This is a genomic window from Bacillus sp. FSL P4-0290 (genome assembly GCF_037975435.1).
GTDB lineage: Bacteria > Bacillota > Bacilli > Bacillales > Bacillaceae > Bacillus > Bacillus subtilis.
Genome location: NZ_CP150253.1, coordinates 415,353 through 436,857, shown reverse-complemented (window position 1 = coordinate 436,857; position 21,505 = coordinate 415,353). Strand labels below are relative to the sequence as shown.

Genomic DNA, 21,505 nt, shown 5'->3' with positions numbered 1-21,505 from the left:
GTGTCCCATATGAATGAAGTGATTAAATCTTTAACAGACCACCGCTCGATTCGCAGCTACACAGATGAGCCTGTAGCTCAGGAGCAATTGGACCAAATCATTGAAGCGGTGCAATCAGCCCCTTCTTCTATCAACGGACAGCAAGTGACTGTGATCACAGTCCAGGATAAAGAGCGCAAAAAGAAAATCTCCGAGCTGGCAGGCGGCCAGCCATGGATCGATCAAGCTCCTGTTTTCCTGCTGTTCTGCGCAGATTTCAACCGGGCCAAAATTGCGCTTGAAGATCTGCATGATTTCAAAATGGAAATCACAAATGGATTGGAATCTGTTCTTGTCGGCGCAGTAGACGCTGGTATTGCCCTCGGCACAGCAACAGCAGCGGCTGAGTCACTCGGACTTGGCACAGTTCCGATCGGTGCAGTTCGCGGAAACCCTCAAGAGCTGATCGAACTGCTTGAGCTTCCGAAATACGTGTTCCCTTTATCCGGCCTTGTCATTGGGCATCCTGCCGACCGTTCAGCGAAAAAACCGCGCTTGCCGCAGGAAGCTGTCAATCATCAGGAAACTTATTTGAATCAGGATGAGCTGACGTCTCACATTCAGGCATACGACGAACAGATGTCTGAATACATGAATAAACGGACAAACGGAAAAGAAACAAGAAATTGGTCACAGAGCATCGCTTCCTACTATGAGCGCCTGTACTATCCGCACATCCGTGAAATGCTTGAAAAACAAGGATTTAAAGTTGAAAAATAAGCTCTTATTCGGCCTGTCGGATTTTCCGGCAGGCCTTTCATTTACCCGGTTAAAATCCATTGACTTCTATTTTGTTTATTTGGTAAAATTTTTTCATAGTTACTCATTGGTTTTCTGTGAACCAATGGGTTTTCTAATGTTCAAGAAAGAAGGAAGCCATGAGATGCTTGATAAAAAAACAGATATCTTGTTAGCCGCGCGAAAGCTTTTTTCGGAAAAGGATTTTACGTCGGTTTCCATGCAGGCGATCGCAGAAGAATGTAAGATGTCAAAAGCTTCGATATATAAGCTGTTCCAATCTAAAGAAGATCTGCTTTTGGAGCTGCTGTCATTTAACCAGAAGCAAATGGTGGCCGCGGCCTCAAGACTTCAGGAAAATACCGCACTTACACCGGAGGAGCGTTTGACGCAAAAGGTCAAAATGGAACTGGAGGGCTTCAGGCGGAATCAGCAGTTTTTCAATATGCTGACCTACGGAAACCCCAAGCTGCACAATGACCGGGTCAAACAGCATATCCATCAGACCAGATCGACGATTATCTGCTGGCACCGCGATTCGCTGATCCAGGCGTATGGAGAAACCATTCTCCCGTTTGTGTGGGATTTGGTCATCATTCTTCACGGCATGATGCGTGAGTTTTTAATGCTGATCAAAATCGAGGAAAAACCGCTTGAGCTTGACCCGATCGCAGAGTTTATCATCAGCACCCTCAATCAGATTATCAAAAACAGGGAAACCCGCCAGTCTCTTCTTCCGCCCGAAGCCATCGAGCTTTATATTCAATCAGCATCCTCCTACAAGCCAAAGGATAAATCAGTCCTATTATCGGAAAGCCTGAAGGAATTACATAAAGGCATCTCTTCCCTGTCCGCCGCGGACTATGACGTAGATGAACTGACATCCGCAGCCGCCATGCTGGAGGAAGAAGCGAAGAAGGAAGAACCCCGCGCTTTCTTACTCAAATCACTGATTGGCTATCTGGAACAAACCAGTGTTTTAACACAGCCCGTTTCCATGTTAAAAACACTGTTAATTACTTAGAGAAAAGAAGGGATATGTATTGAACACAAGTATTGAACAAAAACCTTTTAACCGTTCTGTCATTGTCGGCATTTTGTTAGCCGGAGCGTTTGTGGCGATTTTGAACCAGACATTGTTGATTACCGCACTTCCCCATATCATGAGGGATTTCAATGTCGATGCCAACCAAGCACAATGGCTGACCACATCATTTATGTTAACCAACGGGATTTTAATTCCGATTACCGCGTTTTTAATTGAGAAATTCACAAGCCGGGCGCTGCTCATCACAGCAATGAGCATTTTCACTGCCGGAACAGTCGTCGGAGCGTTCGCGCCGAACTTCCCGGTTCTGCTGACAGCGCGTATCATTCAAGCGGCCGGAGCCGGCATTATGATGCCGCTCATGCAGACTGTATTCCTGACAATCTTTCCGATTGAAAAACGCGGCCAGGCTATGGGTATGGTCGGATTGGTCATCTCATTCGCGCCTGCGATCGGACCGACTCTTTCCGGATGGGCTGTCGAAGCTTTCTCTTGGAGATCATTGTTTTATATTATTCTTCCGTTTGCTGTGATTGATTTGATTCTTGCCAGCATCCTGATGAAAAACGTGACGACTTTAAGAAAAACACAGATTGATATTTTATCAGTCATCCTTTCAACATTTGGGTTCGGCGGCCTTCTGTACGGCTTCTCAAGCGTCGGCTCTTATGGCTGGTCCAGTTCAACCGTCTTGATTTCACTGCTGGTGGGTGTCATCGCGCTGCTCTTGTTTATCACAAGACAAATGAAGCTTAAAAAACCGATGCTGGAATTCCGCGTCTTCACGTTTGGCGTTTTCAGCTTAACAACACTGCTGGGAACCCTCGTCTTTGCATTATTGATCGGTACGGAAACCATCCTGCCGCTTTATACACAAAATGTCAGAGACGTCACAGCTTTTGATACAGGGCTTATGCTCCTGCCGGGAGCCGTTGTGATGGGCTTTATGTCGCCGATTATCGGCAGAATTTTTGACCGTGTCGGCGGAAGAGGGCTGGCGATTGCCGGTTTCTGCATCATCTTCCTGACATCTCTGCCGTTTATGCAGCTGACTGACCATACGTCACTCGCTTGGATTGTCGTTTTATACACCGTTCGTCTCTTAGGCACCGCCATGATCATGATGCCGGTGACAACAGCCGGAATCAACGCGCTGCCGCGCCACTTGATTCCGCACGGAACTGCGATGAACAACACGATTCGCCAAGTCGGCGGCTCGATCGGAACCGCACTATTGGTTTCCGTGATGAGCAACCAGGCGGCACATGCAGGCACGACAAATGTGAAGCACGCCGCCCTGCACGGCATGAACGCCGCTTTTATAGTGGCTGCCGTCATTGCACTTGTCGGCTTCCTTCTCTCATTCACATTAAAGAAACCTCAGCGCCCTGCCGAACAGCAGCCGGCACGCTGATTAACAAAAAAAGAGCCCCGCTATTTAGCGGAGGCTCTTTTTGGTTTTACTTTTCTAAACCGTCTTTCACTTCTTTAATCATTTGCGCCATAGACTCAAGTCCGCCTCCTGATAAATACCAAGTAGCAGAATCAAGGTAGATGACATGACCATTTTTCACTGCGTTTACATTTTTCACATAATCATTTTCAACGACTTGTTTAGTAGATGATGTTTCACCGATCGCTGTACCGCGGTCAATGACAAACAGGTAATCCGGGTTTGTTTTTGAAATGTACTCGTAAGAAACGCTTTGTCCGTGAGTAGACGCTTTGATGTTTTTATCAGCCGGTGTCACGCCGAACACGTCATGGATCAGGCCGTATCTTGATTTAGGACCGAATGCGCTGATCTTCCCGTCGTTCGCCATGATGACGAGACCGTTTTTGTTAAGCTTTTCAGCCGTTTTCTTTACATCTGCGATTGAATGATCGATTTTTGCGAGTTCATCCTTCACTTCATCTTCTTTATCGAAGATCTTACCGATTGTTTCTGCGTCAGACTTAAATGATTCCATATACTTCGCTGTGTCTACGCCAAGGTAAATTGTCGGCGCAATTTCAGAGAATTCTTTGTAAGACTCAGATTGTCTTCCTGAGATAATGATCAAGTCAGGGTCTAAATCTGCCACTTTCTCGAAGTCTGGCTCTTTTAAGCTGCCGACATCAGCGTATTTGTCATCCTTGAATTTGGACAGATATTTAGGAAGGACTTGTTTCGGCAGGCCCGCTACTATATCATCAAGTCCTAGTTTATCTAATGTATCTAAGCTTCCAAAGTCAAATACGACAACTTTTTTAGGGTTCTTCGGTACTTTTGTGCCGTTTTTGTCGAGCTGGTGTTTCACTGTGATTTGTTCTTTCTTTGTATCAGAACCTTTGCTGCTTGTGCTTTGGTTTCCGCATGCAGAAATGACAACGGCAGTGACCAAAGCGATGAATAGTAACGCGAACTTTTTCATGCTCCTCACCTCTTCTATATATTAAGAAAAATAAACACCTATTCTTTGATTATCAATCGTCTGAATCGGGATGGTCATATCGTAGATTTCCTCAAGCACTGATGTTTCTATCATTTCTTCAGGCGGTCCTTCTTTAACGATTCGGCCGTTTTTCAAAGCGACGATATAGTCAGAATAGACTGAAGCAAAATTGATATCGTGAATGACGATCACGATCGTTTTTCCCAGCTCATCCACCAGACGTTTCAGCAGTTTCATAATTTCAACTGAATGTTTCATATCCAGGTTGTTTAACGGCTCATCCAGAAAGATATAATCGGTGTCCTGGGCAATCACCATGGCGATAAATGCCCTTTGGCACTGTCCGCCGCTCAGCTGATCCAAGTATTTGTCTTGAATGTCTTCCAGCTTCATATAGCTAAGCGCCTGGTTGATATGAACCCAGTCTTCCTCTGTCAGCCGGCCCTGTGAGTACGGAAACCTGCCAAAACTGACGAGGTCTTTGATCGTGAGCCTGATATTGATTTGGTTCGCCTGCTTCAAAATGCTCATTTTCTTGGCAAGCTCTTTGCTGTCACATGCTCCAATCTCTTGTCCGTCTATGTAAATCTCGCCGGAATCCTTTTTGATCAGGCGGCTCATGATAGACAGCAGCGTACTTTTGCCGGCGCCGTTAGGACCGATAAACGAGGTGATTTTGCCCTTTTGAATCGTGACTGACGTCTCTTCAAGAACAACTTTCCCGCCATATTGTTTGCTTACATTTCTGACCTCTACCATGATTTATTCTCCTTTAACAGCAAGTAGATAAAATAAATCCCGCCGGCAAAATTAATAATGACGCTCAGCGTCGTTGAGAAGGTAAACACTTTCTCAACCACAAACTGCCCTCCGACCAGCGCAATGATGCTGATGAAAACGGAGCCTGCGATTAAGTATGAATGCTTATATGTTTTCAGGAATTCTCTCGCCAGGTTGACGACCAGAAGGCCTAAAAACATAATCGGCCCGACTAGCGCTGTTGAAACAGAAACCAAAATCGCAACCACGATCAGCATCTGCTTCACCACTTTGTCGTAGTCAATACCCAAATTCACGGCGTGCTCGCGTCCGAGCGACAGCACATCGAAAAGTTTTGTAAAACGCCAGACATAAACGCCTGTCAGCAGGAAGATGATGAACGCGAGCCATAACAAATCCGTATTGATATTGTTAAAGCTGGCAAACATCTTGTCCTGCACAACTTGGAACTCGTTCGGATCAATCAGCATCTGCATAAAAGAAGACAGGCTGCTGAACAGCGTGCCAAACACGATTCCGATAAGCAGAAGGAAAAAGATATTTCTCCCCTCACCCTTGAACATGATCTGATACAAAACAAGAGAAAACAGTATCATCAGCAGAACAGAGATGATAAAGTTGATGTTTTTATTCATGATGACCATATTCGCAGAACCGAACAAAAAGATAATGCCAGTCTGAATCAGCATGTAGAGAGAATCAAGGCCCAAAATGCTCGGCGTCAGGATGCGGTTGTTCGTAATCGTTTGAAAGATCATGGTCGAAAACGCAATCGCTCCCCCAGTCAGCACAATGGCAGCGACTTTTTTGATTCGTCTCGGCAGGGTGTAATCCCAATTGCCTAAGTCATAAAACAAAAACAAGCCAATACATACAATGGCTAAACCAACGAGCAAAGCTATTTTCATCTGGTTACGCATAGGCTTTTCTCCTTAACAGCATAAACAGGAAAATGCCGCTGCCGATGATTCCGACCATCAGGCCAATCGAGATTTCATAAGGGAAGATAATGATTCTGCCCAGTATATCGCAAAACAGCACAAAAACTGCTCCCAACAGCGCAGTATGCGGCAGGCTGCTCTTCAGATTGTCTCCTCTGTAAATCGATACAATATTCGGGATGATTAAACCGAGAAACGGCAGCATACCGACAGTCAAAATGACAAGAGACGTGATCAGGGACACGATAATGAGCCCGATGTTCACAACCCGTTTATACTTGAGGCCGAGGTTGACAGAAAAGCTTTCACCCATACCGGCCAATGTGAATTTATCCGCATACACATAGGCAATGATGACGAGCGGAATACTCAGATAAAGAAGCTCGTATCTTCCTTTCACGACTAAAGAGAAGTCTCCCTGCAGCCATGATGACACATTCTGGATCAAGTCATATTTATATGCGATAAATGTCGCGATTGAACTGACGATATTCCCGAGCATTAAACCGACAAGCGGAATAAAGATGGTGTCGTTAAACTTGATTCTTTCAAGGATTTTCATAAACAGAAAATTTCCTGCAAGGGCAAAGACAAACGCGACCAGCATTTTGATTAAAGGACTGGCGGATGTAAACAGCAGCAAGGAAATTAAAATGCCGAGCCTCGCCCAATCCATCGTGCCCGCCGTCGTCGGTGACACGAATTTATTTCTGCTGATCTGCTGCATAATCAAACCGCAGATGCTCATGCTTAATCCCGCAATGACAATGCTGATCAATCGCGGCAAACGGCTTGCAAACAGCGTTGACGCCTCTTGTTTGCTTAAATCGAAGAGATCAAGCGGCGACAGATCTTCTACACCGATAAATACAGATGTGACTGCTAATATGATAAGTAGAATAAATAAGTAACGTAGCTTCATGCTGCCTCCTTACATCCTTACAGCAAAAAGAACGTATCTCCTACTCCGCAAGGACTCAAAACAATATGGCCATATAGTAATTGATTATCATTATCATTTACATATTACCATTTTTCTAGGGTTAGTCAATATTCTTTAAAAATATTAACCTAGTCATTTATCAATTTTACTAATCATTCTAACCATTTTCCATCCCAAAACGTTAGGCTGTTTACCATATTTATCTTTATAACGCAGGTATACGGTCAGCAAACCTGACATTATTCCTCGTGAAAAATACAAATGTTCTCTCCAGAAAGAAATTACCCCTTGATTTACAGTACTGAAAGAGAGATAATAAATACTAAATTTGTGTGAAAATTTTAAACATTAGGAGATGTAAACATGAAGGTCGTTAAATTCGGAGGCAGCTCACTTGCTTCAGGCGCCCAGCTTGACAAGGTGTTTCACATCGTTACCTCAGATCCGGCACGGAAAGCTGTAGTCGTTTCAGCTCCGGGAAAACGCTATGCCGAGGATACAAAAGTGACTGATCTCTTAATCGCATGTGCAGAACAATATTTGGCATCAGGCAGCGCACCTGAACTGGCGGAAGCGGTTGTGGAACGGTACGCTCTCATCGCCACTGAGCTTCAGCTGGGGCAAGGCATTATCGAAAAAATCAGAGATGATCTGTTTACGCTTTTAGAAGGAGATAAAAGCAATCCCGAACAATACCTTGACGCAGTCAAGGCCAGCGGAGAGGATAACAATGCCAAGCTGATCGCCGCTTATTTCCGCTATAAAGGCGTCAAAGCGGAGTATGTAAACCCGAAGGATGTCGGCCTCTTTGTGACAAATGAACCCGGCAACGCGCAAGTTCTTCCTGAATCCTATCAAAACCTCTATCGTCTTCGGGAACGTGACGGACTCATCATTTTTCCCGGTTTTTTCGGATTCAGCAAGGATGGCGATGTGATCACATTCTCACGGAGCGGTTCTGATATTACCGGTTCGATTCTTGCCAACGGACTACAAGCCGATTTGTACGAAAACTTTACAGACGTAGACGCTGTGTATTCTGTCAATCCGTCCTTCGTTGAGAATCCAAAGGAAATCAGCGAGCTGACATATAGAGAGATGCGGGAGCTGTCCTACGCGGGTTTTTCAGTGTTTCATGATGAAGCGCTCATTCCGGCATTCAGAGCGGGGATTCCTGTTCAGATCAAAAATACGAACAACCCCTCAGCCGAAGGCACCCGCGTCGTCAGCAAGCGGGATAACACAAACGGGCCTGTCGTCGGCATTGCCAGCGACACCGGTTTTTGCAGCATTTATATCAGCAAGTATCTCATGAACAGAGAAATCGGTTTTGGCCGCAGAGCCCTTCACATCCTGGAGGAGCATGGTTTGACGTATGAGCATGTTCCATCGGGAATCGATGACATGACAATCATTTTACGGCAGGGGCAAATGGATGCCGCCACTGAACGCAGCGTCATCAAACGGATCGAAGAGGATTTGCATGCCGATGAAGTCATCGTCGAGCATCATCTCGCCCTGATTATGGTTGTAGGGGAAGCGATGCGCCACAATGTCGGTACAACGGCAAGAGCCGCCAAAGCATTATCAGAGGCACAGGTGAATATCGAAATGATCAATCAGGGATCTTCTGAAGTGAGCATGATGTTTGGCGTAAAAGAAGCCGAAGAAAGAAAAGCCGTCCAAGCGTTATACCAGGAATTTTTCGCGGGCGTGCTGATCTCTTAATCGTACATAAATAGCGGGCGGCAGCGCCCGCTATTTTTTATATCACCTTCATATAGCCGAATTCTTCATTTTTTCTCTTGTCCACTATTATCCCTGCCAAATGGATCGGTTCAGCATATCTTATAGTATCCTTCATAGGGAGGTGAAACCTTATGTCAGGATACTCTAACGGCGGCGGTTACGGCGGCATCAGTTCTTTCGCTTTAATCGTTGTATTGTTTATTCTTTTAATTATCGTAGGGGCTGCGTTTGTTGGCGGCTACTAAGCTGCTGACCGTCTCTGCGGGACCCTGTCCGCCACAGTTTTGCAGTATATGCTGAAGCCATCTCGCAAGGAGGTGCACAAAATGTCAGGTTACGGAACTTCTTTCGCTTTGATTGTTGTGTTATTTATCCTCTTGATCATTGTGGGAACTGCATTTGTAGGAGGCTACTAAATAAACGTAATCTCCATGAAGGCGGCACCGCAAGACTATGTCCTGCGGTGTTTTTTTGAAAAGAAAAACCCCTTCTCGCTAATGAGAAGGGGCTTGTTCTTACGTCATTCCTCTTTCTGTCACATGAAAGTCGAGTGCTTCCGCATTAGCAGAAACGCCAGCCGCTGTAAAAATCGCGGCTGCGGCCAAACAAATAACAAACAACTTAGATTTCAATTTCATACAAACCTTCACTCCTTTGTATTTGTTTTCTTGCCTCTTCAACTTGTAGAAAGTAGGAAGCAGACAGTTTAAACCATTTCTGTTCATAGTAATATTTTGCTACTTCTAGGGCTAAATCCTCTATATCAGCGTACATATTTTTATTTTTTAAGTACTGGAAACATCGTTCGATTCCTTCTTCATTGGGCTGATCCTGATATAGGGATTGCAAAAACTCGAATTTTACGGCATAGTCTGCATCGTCTGTTTCTTTAGCATATTCATAGCCCCGCTTGTGATATTCCGAAGCTTTATCATGTTTTCCCTGTTTATAATAAATCAGGGTGATTAAAAAATAGGCTTGCGGGAGAGAATTGACGATCCTGCTGCTTTCAAACGTGGAGACCGCTTTTTCAAAGTAATCAATGGCAGGGTCTAGAAGGTCTTGATTGTAATAGCATAATCCGAGATTGTAGTATGCTCTTCCGACCAGCTGGGCTTTTTGTTCCGCTTGGGCCATATTGAGCGCTAATTTGAAATGGCGTGCGGCTTGTTCGAAATTTCTTTCATCCATCAGGTTGACCCCGAAGACGAAATGGCATTGAATGATTCTCACATTATAGGTTTCCTGCTCCACGTAAATTTCATAGGCGTTTTTTATATTAATCAATGAAAAATACGTTTGCTTCATATAATAATAAGCTTCCGCGATTTTAAAATAAAATTCAGCCCGTTCAATATGGTCTGCGACAAAGGAGAGCTTTTTCTCCGCCTGTTTATAGTATGTAATGGCAGAAATAAATTCCCGCTTATCAAATTCATACATCCCGCGAAAAAAATTCACGTAATAGTCGAGCAGCCCTTTGAGATCTGCCTGGTTGCTGTCAATGTTTCTTGATAATTCAGACAGGCTTGGCTGGTCTTCGATATTTAATTTCTCTAACGGCTCAAGATAATCCAGCATAAGCTGGTGCCGGAATTCCATTAGTGAATAATAAAGCAGCAAGTTGGAATCATGCTGCATGTGTTTCAGTTCCTGCTGGATTTCAGCTTTTAACACTTCGGCATCCGGCACGCTGAATGTCCGGATATATCTGTACCACTCGTTAATTTTTTGACCGACCGCTGAAGAAGGAATTACCCCGCTCTTCATTCCTTCACCCTCTCCCATCAAAAACTGTTTATGTCATATTTTATCATGTTTATAGACCGTCCCAACCCGAAAAACACGCAATCTTTGTTTTCGGGAGCACGCAATAAACCGAAGCGGTGTGCAAAAAAGGCGGATGCATCAGTTGATGCGCCGCCCTGTATGCTATTGCTGTTTTGCCGTTAAAGGAAGGCGGATGATGAACTTTGTGCCTTTCCCTTCTTCACTCTTGATTTCTACTGTGCCCTGGTGCATTTCAACGAGCTGCCTGACGATCGAGAGACCGAGTCCGTATTCACCGTATGCTGTGTTCGTTCTTGAAATATCTGCTTTATAGAATCGCTCCCAAATATGCTCAATATCCTCTTTTGGAATGCCGATACCCGTGTCTTCAATTTCAATAATCGTCTCTTTATAACCTTCCATTCCGCGCAGCCAAATGTCACCGTTTTGCGTAAATTGGATGCTGTTTTTCGTAATGTTGACGAGAATTTGAATGAACCGGTCATAATCGGCATGTACGATGACGTGATCCTCTACTTGGATCATCAGCTTGTTTTGTTTTTCTTCCGCCTGCTGCTGCAAGTGCTCTTTCACGATTTCAAACACCTCGATCAGAGGAACGTCTAGCTTGTTCAAGGTAATTTGCTGGGATCTGATTTTTTCATAATCCAGATTTTCTTTTACGAGCCGCAGCATGCGCTTCGTTTCCTCACTGATCAGCGAGAAGCATTTATCCTTTTTATCCTCAGGAATCGTATGGCTGTTCAACCCTTCAACCAAACCGTTGATCGTCGTCAGCGGTGTTTTTAATTCATGTGACACGTCAGCGATAAACTGCCTTCTCCGCTTCTCAAGGCGCTCGATTTCATCCCTTGACTGCTTTAGTTTTTTCGCCATGATATTAAAGTCAGACGCCAGTACGCCGATTTCGTCCCCGTAGCTGTTTTCCAAATGGATGTCATAATCGCCGGAAGCCACTTTATCTGTCGCTTCTCTCAGCTTTTGAATCCGCTTGACATGGAATTTGGACAGAAGCCAGCTCACAAGAATCGTAATCACAAGCGTGCTGATCACAGCGTAAAACATATAGAGGTTGACCTGATTGACCATCTGTTCAACACCGCTGATCGGAGAAATCAGCAGAACGGCGCCTTTAAATTCGTTCTGAACAAATATAGGCTGCGCCACAAGGGACACTTCATCATCAAAACGGCCATCTGCCCTGATCGTGACAGTCTGCCCTTTTTTCAGCTTATTCCATTCTGATTTCTTCAGCTGTTCCCTTGGTGGGTGATGAAAGCCTTCAGGAAGAAAATAAGGCTGCTGCTCTTCATTAAAGATGATAAATTGCGTCTTTCTTGTGCTTAACATGTCCTGATAAGGATAGAGCCTGCGCATGTCCACCTGGCCGGATTGGAATTCATTTGCAATCTGCACCGCATATGACGTCAATTCCTCTACTTTGTTCTGATAGGCAAATTCCTTCACAAAGTGGGAAAACAGAGAAATGATAATGACAAACGCTAAAATCAAAATGCTGATATGGCTTAGCAGCAGCTGATATAAATATTTAATCTTCATCAAATTTATACCCTACTCCCCACACAGTATACAGGAAAGGCTTGTCCTCGCTGGCAAGCTTTTTCCGCAGCCGTTTGATATGAACGTCAACCGTTCGCTCATCTCCATAAAATTGATAGCCCCATACCTGCTCAAGCAGCTGTTCTCTGGAGAACACCTGCCGCGGATTTTGGACAAGGTAATAAAGCAGATCGAATTCCTTCGGCGTGAGATTTTCTACAGGCTCTCCGTTTAATAATACTTCTCTCGTCTTCTTATTAATGGTAAAGCATTCCGTTTCAATCATATCTTCATCAATAACCGCTTTGCCTGTCGCCTTATATCTTCTGATGACGGCTTTGATGCGGGCAACCAATGTCAGCGGGCTGAACGGCTTTGTGACATAATCGTCCGCCCCCATCTCAAAACCGATGACCTGATCTGATTCAGTGTCTTTGGCAGTCAGCATGATAATCGGCACCGTGCTTGTCTCTCTTATTTTTCTGCAGATGGTCACGCCGTCCATAGATGGAAGCATGATATCCAAAATGATTAGATCCCAATTTTCTTCCGTAAAACGCTGGTACCCTTCTAACCCGTCATGAACGAATTCGGCTTCAAAACCTTCTTTAAAAAAGAACATCTCCGTCATCGTACATACACTAACATTATCTTCTATCATTAATATTTTCATTATATCCTCCGGTTGTTTTGATGCTTTTTTATATAATAGCACCATTTTAAACAGAAGGTTTTGCGTTTCACAATTGTTAGTTTTTATTTCATCAACTAGAAATAGATTGTTCATATTTTTTTCATACCTTTGGACTACTATTAATTTATCAGCAAGGGGACGCGCCCCAGAGGCGGTCTTATCAATAAAAATACCTATACGGAGGAACATAAATGAACTTTATCAAACGGGCCTTTTGGAATATGAAGGCTAAAAAGGGAAAAACGTTATTGCAATTATTTGTGTTTACAGTCATATGTGTCTTTGTTCTATCAGGCCTCACCATCCAGTCGGCAGCACAAAAATCAAGCGAACTGGCCAGACAGGAACTCGGCGGAAGCGTGACACTACAGGTTGACCGCCAAAAGCAAATGGAAAAACAGCAGGACAGCGGTGAAAAACGCAGCTTCGAATCCACACCGATCAAAGTGTCTGATGCGAATAAGCTTGCAGCGCTTGATCATGTGAAGAGCTACAATTACACCACATCAGCTTCAGCCAACGCGGGAAACTTTGATGCGATTGAAAGCTCAAGCTCTAGTTCAAGCGACTCCAGCTCAAGCAGTTCAAACTCAAATGCTAAAAACAGTCAAGGCGGCGGACAAGGCGGACCGCAAATGGTGCAAGCCGATCTTTCGATTGAAGGTGTCATCAGCACAGCATTAGTTGATGACTTCTCTGACGGAGATTCAAAAATCACTGACGGACGCGCGATTACAAAATCAGATGTCGGCAAAAAAGTAACAGTGATCAACGAAACATTAGCGGAAGAAAATGATTTAAGCGTTGGCGATTCGATCACAATTGAATCAGCAACGGATGAGGATACAACAGTAAAGCTGAAGATCGTCGGTATTTATAAAACAACATCTTCAGGTGATGACCAAGCCCAAAATTTCTCTTTCTTAAATCCTTATAACAAGCTTTATACACCTTACACAGCAACAGCGGCGCTGAAAGGCGACGACTATAAAAATACGATTGACTCAGCTGTTTACTATATGGACGACGCGAAAAATATGGATGCTTTCGTAAAAGCAGCGAAGAAAACATCAATTGACTTCGATACGTACACACTGAATACAAACGATCAGCTTTACCAGCAAATGGTCGGCCCGATTGAAAATGTGGCTTCTTTCTCTAAAAACGTCGTGTATCTTGTATCAGTAGCAGGCGCCGTCATCCTTGGCCTGATTGTCATGATGTCAATCAGGGAGCGCAAATACGAAATGGGCGTGTTAATGGCCATCGGTGAAAAACGATGGAAATTGATTGGACAGTTCTTGACTGAGATTCTGATTGTGGCCGTTATCGCTATCGGCCTTGCATCTGTGACGGGGAATCTCGTCGCGAATCAGCTTGGAAATCAGCTTTTATCCCAGCAGATCAGTTCATCAACCGATTCAACGCAAACCGCAAGCGGACAAATGCCCGGCGGCGGTGGCGGCATGGGCGGCGGAATGTTCGGCCACAGTTCATCAAACGTGGACGTTATCGATTCACTGAACGTCGCGGTTTCTATGAACGACATGCTTATTCTGGGCGGGATCGGCATCCTAATCGCAATCATTGCAACATTGCTGCCGTCAATTTCAGTACTGCGGCTTCATCCGAAAACGATATTGACAAAACAGGAATAGAAAGAGGCGGAACCTATGAGCTTATTAGAATTTCAACAAGTCGGCTACTGGTATAAAAACAAAAGCCAGCCATTGTTTCAGGATATTAACATCAGCTTTCAAAAAGGAAAATTCTACACAATCATCGGAACATCAGGGACGGGGAAAACCACTTTCCTGTCTCTGGCAGGCGGACTTGACGCACCAAAAGAAGGAAACATCCTTTACGACGGAAAAGCGGTTTCTAAAATCGGCTTAACCAATTTCAGAAATCAATATGTATCAATCGTCTTTCAGGCGTACAACCTGCTCCCGTATATGACGGCTTTGCAGAACGTCACAACCGCTATGGAAATCACAGGTTCTAAAGAAAAAAACAAAGAATCATATGCGCTTGACATGCTGCAGAAGGTTGGCATCAACGAAAAACAAGCCCGGCAAAAAGTGCTCACACTGAGCGGCGGACAGCAGCAGCGGGTATCAATTACAAGGGCTTTCTGCTGTGACACGAATCTTATCGTAGCCGATGAACCGACCGGAAACCTTGATGAGGACACATCAAAAGAGATCGTACGGCTCTTTCAAGATCTGGCGCACAAGGAAAATAAATGCGTCATTATGGTGACGCACGATGAACAAATTGCAAAAGTGTCAGACATCAATATCAGACTTTCAAGAGGAAGCTTTACTGTGAAGGAAAACGTCGCAGTGGTATAACAAAACGCGCCTCTGCCAGTGCAGACAGGGGCGCACCCTATATCCCCCTTTTATATAGAAGTGAACATAAAAAGAGCGGCGGCCGCATCCCCCCGCTCTTTTTATCATTTTTTTGCTTCCTCCCCTTTTGACTTCTCTCTTCGTTTCTTTTTCCAAACGGCCACAATAAACAGAAAGAGCGGAAACAATAATTGAAAAGGCAAATGAATATACAGCGGCACCACGTTCAAGCCTTCGTTCAAGTGCTCTGAAAAGTTAGTTGCGATCGTTAAAGAAAGGATTAAGATGCCCAATCCCATCGGATAAGCCAATTGAGAGAGATTCTTTTCCTTAAAGAGCGTAGATGTCCCAACCACAGTGGCATATAAGTAGAGGCTGACCTTAAAGAAGCCGCCGATGATCAGCGCCAGCATAAAAAAGACATCGAGCCGGTCTAAAAATTCTTCGACCTTGATTGTCTGAATCGAACTTAAAAGCGGGAACTGGGATCTGAGTGTAAGATCAACATCAAGCACGCTGATATTAATCGCCACGGTGAGCGCCACAACCAATCCGCTAATAGCCATGGCAATCATCCCCATTTTTTTCACATCTTTTCTGTCATTCAGGTTAGGGAAAATCATCACAAATAAAACGACTTCACCAAATGGGACGTACATGGTCTGCGTGAAAACAGAGTGAAGGATAGGAGAAATACCGTTTGCCAAAACCGGCTTTAAATTGTGCGGGTCTATAGTGCCTGAGACAATAATCAGCACGAGCCCGATCGCGCCCAGTAAATACATGACCCCGAAAAGAAGTTCGGCAGCGCGTGCGAGTACTTCAATTCCTTTTCTTACGGCATATATGCTTACTACCATTAATAAAGCATTTACAATAATGATAGGTGTATCATGATAAGCAAACGTCAGCAGCATTTCTCCAAAGTCACGCAGCACCCTTGCGGCAATATAGGCAAAGTACAATATATAGAGAAATGAAAACAGCCAGCTCAGCTTGGTTCCCAGCATATCATCCATATATTCTTTCGGAGAAGAATTCGGATAACATTGATAAATGCCTTGATACAAATAGAAAAGAAACAGTCCGATCGCACAGCCTAATAAAACTGCTATCCAAGCATCCCTGCCCGCCATTGATCCCGGTGTAATCAATAAGGAGCTGCCCAGTTCAAAAATGATAATCATGACAAACAGCTGCCTTATGCTTATTCTGGCTTTTTCCATCTGTCACTTCCCCTTTCTTCAGACCTAATCATCTTTAAACTGGTGTTTGATCGGATCGTTTCGCAATCCCGTCCTTCTGATATACGTCTCGGCCTTCACATCGATGGGCAGTTCGGGCAAATATTCTTTGTCCCATGTGTCCTTCATTTTCTCCCACTGCTCCGGATACTTTCTATATATCGTGTCACCAAAACCGATAAAATCTATTTTATTCTTCTTAATCTTTTTCACAGTATGGCTAATTTCCTTTTCAAGCTCTTTGTTGAGCGCTTTTTCAATAGCGGCCAGCACCTTGGGATCAGACAATTGGAAAGGGTATTTGACAGCATCAATAATACCTTCAACCGACACTTTCACATGGATGTACGGACGTCCGTTCCGCATTTTCGGTACCAGCTTTGTATCTTGATGGGTAACCTGCAAGCTGACCGCATCCTTCGTCTTGCCCCAGTCAGCATTAATCAACGTATGCTGGATCTTATTCATAAGCCAGACTGCCCCCACGCTTTCATCATCTTCCAGCCAATACTTTAAATATCCTGCCTTATCAAAAACCGCCAGACCATCTGCCTGAAGAATGGCTTTCGGGTCAGTCGCCTGCGTGTTTTCCATGCTGACTCCTTTTTTATCGTCACCAATCATCATAAATCCGGGGATGACCGGTGCCATAGTGTTGGCGGCAAGTGTTTTCAAAACGTCCTGAATATTGGTATTGACCACCCGCCCGTATTGCGCCTCCGTGAAATCCAAGGTTTTATTGACTTTATTTGATGGAATTTTATCAATTGGCGTCAAGATTTTCACAATATTTTCTGCTTTTGTTTTATGGGCAACGACGAATGTTGCTGTTGACCTAAATTCTGTGTCCCGGTCAAGATTATCTAATACAAAATCCAAACCTTCTTCTTTTGCCAGCTTTTCATTGATCACGACTAGATTGGTATGGGCAAAATAAAGCCGCCGTGATACCTTTATGGAGGCTTTTCTGAGTGCTTCCGTTAAATTGTTACCTTCAATCGAATAGACAGATACAGGCGGCCTGTCTCCATCACCTCCTCCCTGAAGGCCGCCGGCAACATTCCCTGGATTGATAATTTGAAGATGCAGCACGTAGTTGCTGTCGTTTGTCCGATCGATGCCAATCGCCGAGATAATCGCAAGATCCGTCAGCTCCCTCTTATCCCAGCAGCCGGGCAGCACAATGGCGCTCAAAAGCATGAGAACGACTAATAGACATTTACGTACCATTCTTATCCCCTTCTTCCAAATCTTTGTTCACCATTCCTCGTGAAGCGGCCGGCTCTGGGCGTTGATCTTGCCCCTGCCGCACCTTATCTTCCTTGCTGACCGATTCCGGCCTTTTTTCATCGGCCCACCACGGAACCCGGAAAAGCGTGTCCTTTACGCCTTGTGAAGAAAAGGGTGCAAGCGGCGACATATATGGAACGCCGTATGAACGAAGACTGCATAAGTGGACAAACATCATAATGATCCCTAAAATCAGCCCGTAAAAACCCATAACAGCTGAGGCAATAAGAAAAATAAACCGAATAAGCCGGGCTGAAATCGCCATTGCAAACGCCGGGGTTGCGAAGCTCGCAATCGCGGTGAGTGCCACGATAATCACCATTGCCGGAGAGACGATACCAGCCTGTACGGCAGCCTGGCCGATTACGAGCGCGCCTACGATTGACACTGCCGAGCCAACAACCCGGGGCAGCCTGAATCCCGCTTCCCTCAGAATCTCAAAAGCAACCTCCATCGTCAGCGCCTCCACAACAGCCGGAAACGGGACACTTTCCCGCTGGGCCGCAATGACCACTAACAGCTCAGTCGGTATCATTTCTTGATGAAACGTCGTGGCTGCCACGTATACAGCCGGAGCCACAAGCGAAATGAAAAAGACTAAAACACGAAGAATTCTTATACTTGTCGCAATGTCAAAACGCGAATAATAATCCTCAACAGACTGAAAAAACTGGACAAATAAGGCCGGGGCAATAAGCACAAACGGTGTTCCGTCCACAATAATCGCGAATCTTCCTTCTAACAGATTACCCGCTACTACATCAGGGCGTTCTGTATGATACATAGTCGGAAACGTCGTAAAGGTTTCATCTTCAATCAGCTGCTCAATATATCCAGATTCCAAAATACTGTCAATATCTATTTTTTCCAGGCGCAGCTTCACTTCCTTCAGCACCTTTTCATCGCATATTCCTTGAATGTACATGAGAGCGATATCCGTATTCGTAACAGAACCTTTTTTCATTTTTTCAACCCATAAATTCGGATTTTTAATGTATCGCCGGATCATGGAAATATTGGTTTGCAGAGACTCTGTAAACCCTTGGCGCGGACCGCGGAATGACGCCTGGGTGCTCGGCTCTTGGATGGAGCGCTGCTCTCCCCCTTGAGTGCTGCAAATCAAAGCTTCATCATGGCCATCAGCAAAAATGAGCGCATTGCCGAGCATTAACTCGGAAAAAAGCTTGTCCCAGCTCTTTTCCGCTTTCACCCCGCCCAGCGGGAGCGTTTTTTCAAGAATTTGCTGGATCGCATGAGTATTCTGGATAGACTCATCCTGTACCAATGGGTCAATTAACGACTCATGGATCGTGTTATTATCGACCAGCCCAGCAATATAGATAACAGCTAGGTGGACATGATCCTGCTCCCCGATTTTAATCTCGCGAATGATGACGTCAGAGCTGCTTCCGACTTCCTTTTTCGTTTCCGCTATATTCTTTGCCAAACTTGGAGAAATGAGAACCGGCCTTTCTTTTTCTTGCTGCTGTTCCTGATTCCTTTCGTCTGTATTCTGCTTGTCTTTTGAATCGGTACTGTTCTTTCGCTTAGAAAATAAAGGCATACACAAATACCTTTCCTTGTCGTTTTCTCATATTCTTCCTTTTAAAATTGAGATTATGCATTAGGGTTAGATGCGGTATAACTTCTCCGCCAACGATAGACACTAAAAGCGGAGGATGATGAAGCATGAAGATATTGGGCGTGACCGGAGTCATATTAATTTGTTTATTAGCTATTTCTGTATTGATGGACATGCTTCAAGGGTTCAGTTTAACAAAAGCCGTTTATAACAATATGTCCAGCTTTAAGATGACAACATTTGCGGAATGGGTCGTGATTTTATTTTTTGTGTTAGTACTTGTGAGAGAAATGTACGTGATCTATAAATCGAAAAAAAAGAACCCCTAGAGGGGCGCTTTTTTCAGACGATAATATTGCCGTCTATTGCATCACTGCTGTGTTTGTTGATGGTCCCTTTAAAAATGCGGTTGCCGATGATTTTGGAATTGGTTGAGGTGTTTGTTTGAATAGCTGTCGCAGTGCCCGCGGAGAGGTTATTGATGGTGTTTCCTGAGATGATAGAGCCTGCCGAGCCATTGACATAAATCACAATCGGATTCCCGGCTGTTCTGTTGACTGAAATGGTATTATCAAAAATCTCATGCACACCGGCGCTGATATAGATGGTGACCAAAAGCGGAGATCTCTCTAAGTGGTTGCCGATAATTGAGGTTTTTGCACTTGTGGAGCAATAAATGGGGTAATTTTTGAACTCTTTAAATGTATTGTTTTTGATGATGGCGCCGGCATTGTTTGTGACGGAAACAGAATATGATTCCGGCACTGCTTCAAACGCGTCAGGATTCAGTGTATTCCCTTCAATCACCGCGTTCCCTTGAGCAATCCAAATGCCCCGGCTGAATTTTCTCAGGAGATTATCTTTAATGATCATATTTCCGCCGGAAACGTTCACACCGTCAACGACTTGAATGAGGCAGTTATTCAGAAAAGCGATGTCATCTGACAGCACTGCGCGAAGACCGATGCTGCGCCTTGTTTCAGACAGTCCGTTTTGAATTTGGTTTCCGTCTACCTTTACGTCGGAAGACTGATAAACCAATATCCCTGTGTTTTCAAAGTTGCTGATTTTGTTGTTCGTCACAAGAACGCTCTTTCCCCTGACATCAATTCCAGTTGAAAATCCGGTAATGAGGTTGCCAGCGATCACTGCATCACTGGTCTCTTTTCCTTGTGATACACCGAGTCCGGTTATCCCGACTCTTGGCGCAGCCGCCGCGTCTTCAGGGCGTCTCAGAATATTGCCCTTGATCACTGTTTGCGTCCCATATCCGTAGCTGATTGTATTGTCAGAGTGATTTCCTTCTATTAAAATGCCATACCCGTTAAAATTGGTCACAGAACTTGAAACGTTTCCAACAAAGTGGTTATTGCGAATTGATACATTAATCGGTTCCTCATAATCAACATCACCTTCGCCATATCCTTCAATGTCAATTCCGAATTTCGGCGCTGTTCCATTCCCCGTTCCGGCATCTTCAATCAAGCATTCCTCCACCGTGACCATGTCACATCCGGTAATGGAAATGTTATTTCTCCTCGACCGCCGAACCTCACAGCGGCGGATGATAATTTGCTCTGACGTTCGATAATCTTGATTGGTCTTTAATCCCCTTGGGCTGACTATGATCCCATCGCCGGTAAAATCAGAAATTTTCACATCATCAATGACAACATTCGAGCATCCTTCAATACATATGCCAAAGCCCCATTCATGGGTTGACCTTATCCCTGCCGAGGCATACGTATGCTCATCCCGTTCGCCGATAATTTGTCCCCCGGAAATGGTTATATTCTCTTGCTTGCCCACATAAAATGCGGAATAACCCCACGAACTATTCGGGATCACTTTCATGATACATTCGGGGTCCATCATAATCTCAAGGTTGCCGGGAACAATGATCCCCGCGTTTCGAAACCTCTGATTAAGATCTCCGCCAAGCGTTGCGTCTATTAAATATGTTCCCTTTGGAAACCAGACAGTATGATAGCCTTTCGATACAGCTGTACTGAGGCACTGATTAATCCGTTCTGTCGAATCCGTTTTACCATCTCCAGGAACACCGAAATCCGCTGCATTTAATATGAATTCAGCCAATTGCGAGCCTCCTTCTCTATGATTACTATCATGTTACTCACAAAGGCCCGATCTGCTTGTACATTTCTCTAAAATTTTATTAAAAAAATATAAAGGAATAGTTGTGTAAGAAAATCTCACGATAAAAAGTTTAAAAATTAGGAGGAAATCACTATTTTTAGGTATTTATAATTTTTCCAATATGGAACTATTTGAAATGAGTATAAATTATATTGACACA

General features: G+C 44.4%; 21 protein-coding genes. 9 read left to right on the top strand and 12 right to left on the bottom strand.

What is annotated here, in order from left to right:
- The first annotated feature begins 9 nt into the window (after window positions 1–9).
- The 3 genes from nfsA to MKY10_RS02200 all read left to right on the top strand — a co-directional run bounded on the left by nfsA (window position 10) and on the right by MKY10_RS02200 (window position 3,239).
- Complete coding sequence (gene nfsA, locus MKY10_RS02210) at window positions 10–759, top strand: oxygen-insensitive NADPH nitroreductase (protein WP_003234479.1); 750 nt, start codon at window positions 10–12, stop codon at window positions 757–759.
- A gap of 163 nt (window positions 760–922) precedes the next feature.
- Window positions 923–1,801 (top strand): TetR/AcrR family transcriptional regulator, encoded by an 879-nt coding sequence (locus tag MKY10_RS02205; protein ID WP_041336907.1) that lies wholly within the window; start codon window positions 923–925, stop codon window positions 1,799–1,801.
- Window positions 1,802–1,820: 19 nt separating this feature from the next.
- The gene (locus tag MKY10_RS02200) at window positions 1,821–3,239 is read left to right on the top strand and encodes an MDR family MFS transporter (protein ID WP_003246604.1); all 1,419 of its coding nucleotides are present in this window, start codon (window positions 1,821–1,823) and stop codon (window positions 3,237–3,239) included.
- A gap of 46 nt (window positions 3,240–3,285) precedes the next feature.
- Here MKY10_RS02200 and yclQ read toward each other — a convergent pair whose 3' ends face one another.
- The 4 genes from yclQ to yclN are packed head-to-tail and all read right to left on the bottom strand — an operon-like array spanning window position 3,286 to window position 6,903.
- Window positions 3,286–4,239, bottom strand: a complete 954-nt coding sequence (gene yclQ, locus MKY10_RS02195) for a petrobactin ABC transporter substrate-binding protein YclQ (RefSeq protein ID WP_015252818.1) — start codon at window positions 4,237–4,239, stop codon at window positions 3,286–3,288.
- A 21-nt stretch (window positions 4,240–4,260) separates the two neighbouring features.
- Window positions 4,261–5,019, bottom strand: coding sequence for a petrobactin ABC transporter ATP-binding protein YclP (gene yclP, locus MKY10_RS02190; RefSeq protein ID WP_015252819.1), 759 nt, complete (start codon window positions 5,017–5,019; stop codon window positions 4,261–4,263).
- Window positions 5,013–5,960, bottom strand: coding sequence for a petrobactin ABC transporter permease YclO (yclO, locus tag MKY10_RS02185; RefSeq protein WP_015252820.1), 948 nt, complete (start codon window positions 5,958–5,960; stop codon window positions 5,013–5,015). The genes yclP and yclO overlap by 7 nt, the downstream gene beginning before the upstream one ends.
- A complete protein-coding gene (gene yclN, locus MKY10_RS02180) occupies window positions 5,953–6,903 on the bottom strand; it encodes a petrobactin ABC transporter permease YclN (protein WP_014475804.1) in 951 nt (316 codons plus the stop codon). Before yclN ends, yclO begins: the two co-directional genes overlap by 8 nt.
- Before the next feature lie 384 nt (window positions 6,904–7,287).
- On the opposite strand from yclN, the gene MKY10_RS02175 reads away from it, so the two are divergent.
- The 3 genes from MKY10_RS02175 to MKY10_RS02165 all read left to right on the top strand — a co-directional run bounded on the left by MKY10_RS02175 (window position 7,288) and on the right by MKY10_RS02165 (window position 9,089).
- Window positions 7,288–8,652, top strand: a complete 1,365-nt coding sequence (locus tag MKY10_RS02175) for an aspartate kinase (RefSeq protein ID WP_029726569.1) — start codon at window positions 7,288–7,290, stop codon at window positions 8,650–8,652.
- A 152-nt stretch (window positions 8,653–8,804) separates the two neighbouring features.
- A complete protein-coding gene (locus tag MKY10_RS02170; protein ID WP_032678937.1) occupies window positions 8,805–8,918 on the top strand; it encodes a YjcZ family sporulation protein in 114 nt (37 codons plus the stop codon).
- A gap of 81 nt (window positions 8,919–8,999) precedes the next feature.
- Window positions 9,000–9,089, top strand: coding sequence for a YjcZ family sporulation protein (locus MKY10_RS02165; protein ID WP_015482794.1), 90 nt, complete (start codon window positions 9,000–9,002; stop codon window positions 9,087–9,089).
- A 99-nt stretch (window positions 9,090–9,188) separates the two neighbouring features.
- On the opposite strand, the gene phrC is transcribed toward MKY10_RS02165, so the two are convergent.
- The 4 genes from phrC to yclJ all read right to left on the bottom strand — a co-directional run bounded on the left by phrC (window position 9,189) and on the right by yclJ (window position 12,697).
- Window positions 9,189–9,311 carry a phosphatase RapC inhibitor PhrC gene (gene phrC / locus MKY10_RS02160; RefSeq protein WP_003224994.1) on the bottom strand — a complete coding sequence of 41 codons (123 nt, stop codon included), beginning with the start codon at window positions 9,309–9,311 and terminating at the stop codon, window positions 9,189–9,191.
- A complete protein-coding gene (gene rapC / locus MKY10_RS02155; protein WP_014475800.1) occupies window positions 9,295–10,443 on the bottom strand; it encodes a response regulator aspartate phosphatase RapC in 1,149 nt (382 codons plus the stop codon). Before rapC ends, phrC begins: the two co-directional genes overlap by 17 nt.
- Window positions 10,444–10,605: 162 nt before the next feature.
- Window positions 10,606–12,027 (bottom strand): two-component system sensor histidine kinase YclK, encoded by a 1,422-nt coding sequence (gene yclK / locus MKY10_RS02150; protein ID WP_080348068.1) that lies wholly within the window; start codon window positions 12,025–12,027, stop codon window positions 10,606–10,608.
- Window positions 12,014–12,697 carry a two-component system response regulator YclJ gene (gene yclJ, locus MKY10_RS02145; RefSeq protein WP_003246532.1) on the bottom strand — a complete coding sequence of 228 codons (684 nt, stop codon included), beginning with the start codon at window positions 12,695–12,697 and terminating at the stop codon, window positions 12,014–12,016. The genes yclK and yclJ overlap by 14 nt, the downstream gene beginning before the upstream one ends.
- A 212-nt stretch (window positions 12,698–12,909) precedes the next feature.
- Here yclJ and MKY10_RS02140 point away from each other — a divergent pair, with 212 nt between their 5' ends.
- On the top strand, window positions 12,910–14,376 hold the full coding sequence (locus MKY10_RS02140; RefSeq protein WP_042977174.1) for an ABC transporter permease: 1,467 nt from the start codon (window positions 12,910–12,912) through the stop codon (window positions 14,374–14,376).
- Window positions 14,377–14,391: 15 nt separating this feature from the next.
- Window positions 14,392–15,072 carry an ABC transporter ATP-binding protein gene (locus MKY10_RS02135; RefSeq protein WP_339226111.1) on the top strand — a complete coding sequence of 227 codons (681 nt, stop codon included), beginning with the start codon at window positions 14,392–14,394 and terminating at the stop codon, window positions 15,070–15,072.
- 104 nt (window positions 15,073–15,176) lie between these two features.
- Here the strand turns inward: MKY10_RS02135 and gerKB are convergent, their stop codons facing one another.
- Genes gerKB through gerKA form a run of 3 tightly spaced genes read right to left on the bottom strand, consistent with a single transcriptional unit; the run spans window position 15,177 to window position 19,170 of the window.
- On the bottom strand, window positions 15,177–16,298 hold the full coding sequence (gene gerKB, locus MKY10_RS02130) for a spore germination protein GerKB (protein ID WP_041336861.1): 1,122 nt from the start codon (window positions 16,296–16,298) through the stop codon (window positions 15,177–15,179).
- 24 nt (window positions 16,299–16,322) lie between these two features.
- The gene (gene gerKC / locus MKY10_RS02125) at window positions 16,323–17,546 is read right to left on the bottom strand and encodes a spore germination protein GerKC (RefSeq protein WP_041336863.1); all 1,224 of its coding nucleotides are present in this window, start codon (window positions 17,544–17,546) and stop codon (window positions 16,323–16,325) included.
- Entirely contained in the window at window positions 17,536–19,170 is a 1,635-nt protein-coding gene (gene gerKA, locus MKY10_RS02120; protein WP_339226108.1) for a spore germination protein GerKA, read from the bottom strand. The genes gerKC and gerKA overlap by 11 nt, the downstream gene beginning before the upstream one ends.
- 125 nt (window positions 19,171–19,295) lie before the next feature.
- On the opposite strand from gerKA, the gene MKY10_RS02115 reads away from it, so the two are divergent.
- Window positions 19,296–19,517: a hypothetical protein gene (locus tag MKY10_RS02115; RefSeq protein ID WP_015252828.1), complete on the top strand. Its 222-nt coding sequence runs from the start codon at window positions 19,296–19,298 to the stop codon at window positions 19,515–19,517.
- A 13-nt stretch (window positions 19,518–19,530) separates the two neighbouring features.
- Here MKY10_RS02115 and MKY10_RS02110 read toward each other — a convergent pair whose 3' ends face one another.
- Window positions 19,531–21,285, bottom strand: a complete 1,755-nt coding sequence (locus MKY10_RS02110; protein ID WP_113713030.1) for a right-handed parallel beta-helix repeat-containing protein — start codon at window positions 21,283–21,285, stop codon at window positions 19,531–19,533.
- Window positions 21,286–21,505 lie beyond the last annotated feature (220 nt).

Excerpts from the sequence above, each read along its gene's own strand:
- nfsA (WP_003234479.1), top strand. The coding sequence starts at position 10 with ATGAATGAAGTGATTAAATCTTTAACAGACCACCGCTCGATTCGCAGC.
- MKY10_RS02205 (WP_041336907.1), top strand. The coding sequence starts at position 923 with ATGCTTGATAAAAAAACAGATATCTTGTTAGCCGCGCGAAAGCTTTTT.
- yclQ (WP_015252818.1), bottom strand. The coding sequence starts at position 4,239 with ATGAAAAAGTTCGCGTTACTATTCATCGCTTTGGTCACTGCCGTTGTC.
- yclP (WP_015252819.1), bottom strand. The coding sequence starts at position 5,019 with ATGGTAGAGGTCAGAAATGTAAGCAAACAATATGGCGGGAAAGTTGTT.
- yclO (WP_015252820.1), bottom strand. The coding sequence starts at position 5,960 with ATGCGTAACCAGATGAAAATAGCTTTGCTCGTTGGTTTAGCCATTGTA.
- yclN (WP_014475804.1), bottom strand. The coding sequence starts at position 6,903 with ATGAAGCTACGTTACTTATTTATTCTACTTATCATATTAGCAGTCACA.
- MKY10_RS02175 (WP_029726569.1), top strand. The coding sequence starts at position 7,288 with ATGAAGGTCGTTAAATTCGGAGGCAGCTCACTTGCTTCAGGCGCCCAG.
- MKY10_RS02170 (WP_032678937.1), top strand. The coding sequence starts at position 8,805 with ATGTCAGGATACTCTAACGGCGGCGGTTACGGCGGCATCAGTTCTTTC.
- MKY10_RS02165 (WP_015482794.1), top strand. The coding sequence starts at position 9,000 with ATGTCAGGTTACGGAACTTCTTTCGCTTTGATTGTTGTGTTATTTATC.
- phrC (WP_003224994.1), bottom strand. The coding sequence starts at position 9,311 with ATGAAATTGAAATCTAAGTTGTTTGTTATTTGTTTGGCCGCAGCCGCG.
- rapC (WP_014475800.1), bottom strand. The coding sequence starts at position 10,443 with ATGAAGAGCGGGGTAATTCCTTCTTCAGCGGTCGGTCAAAAAATTAAC.
- yclJ (WP_003246532.1), bottom strand. The coding sequence starts at position 12,697 with ATGAAAATATTAATGATAGAAGATAATGTTAGTGTATGTACGATGACG.
- MKY10_RS02140 (WP_042977174.1), top strand. The coding sequence starts at position 12,910 with ATGAACTTTATCAAACGGGCCTTTTGGAATATGAAGGCTAAAAAGGGA.
- MKY10_RS02135 (WP_339226111.1), top strand. The coding sequence starts at position 14,392 with ATGAGCTTATTAGAATTTCAACAAGTCGGCTACTGGTATAAAAACAAA.
- gerKB (WP_041336861.1), bottom strand. The coding sequence starts at position 16,298 with ATGGAAAAAGCCAGAATAAGCATAAGGCAGCTGTTTGTCATGATTATC.
- gerKC (WP_041336863.1), bottom strand. The coding sequence starts at position 17,546 with ATGGTACGTAAATGTCTATTAGTCGTTCTCATGCTTTTGAGCGCCATT.
- gerKA (WP_339226108.1), bottom strand. The coding sequence starts at position 19,170 with ATGCCTTTATTTTCTAAGCGAAAGAACAGTACCGATTCAAAAGACAAG.
- MKY10_RS02115 (WP_015252828.1), top strand. The coding sequence starts at position 19,296 with ATGAAGATATTGGGCGTGACCGGAGTCATATTAATTTGTTTATTAGCT.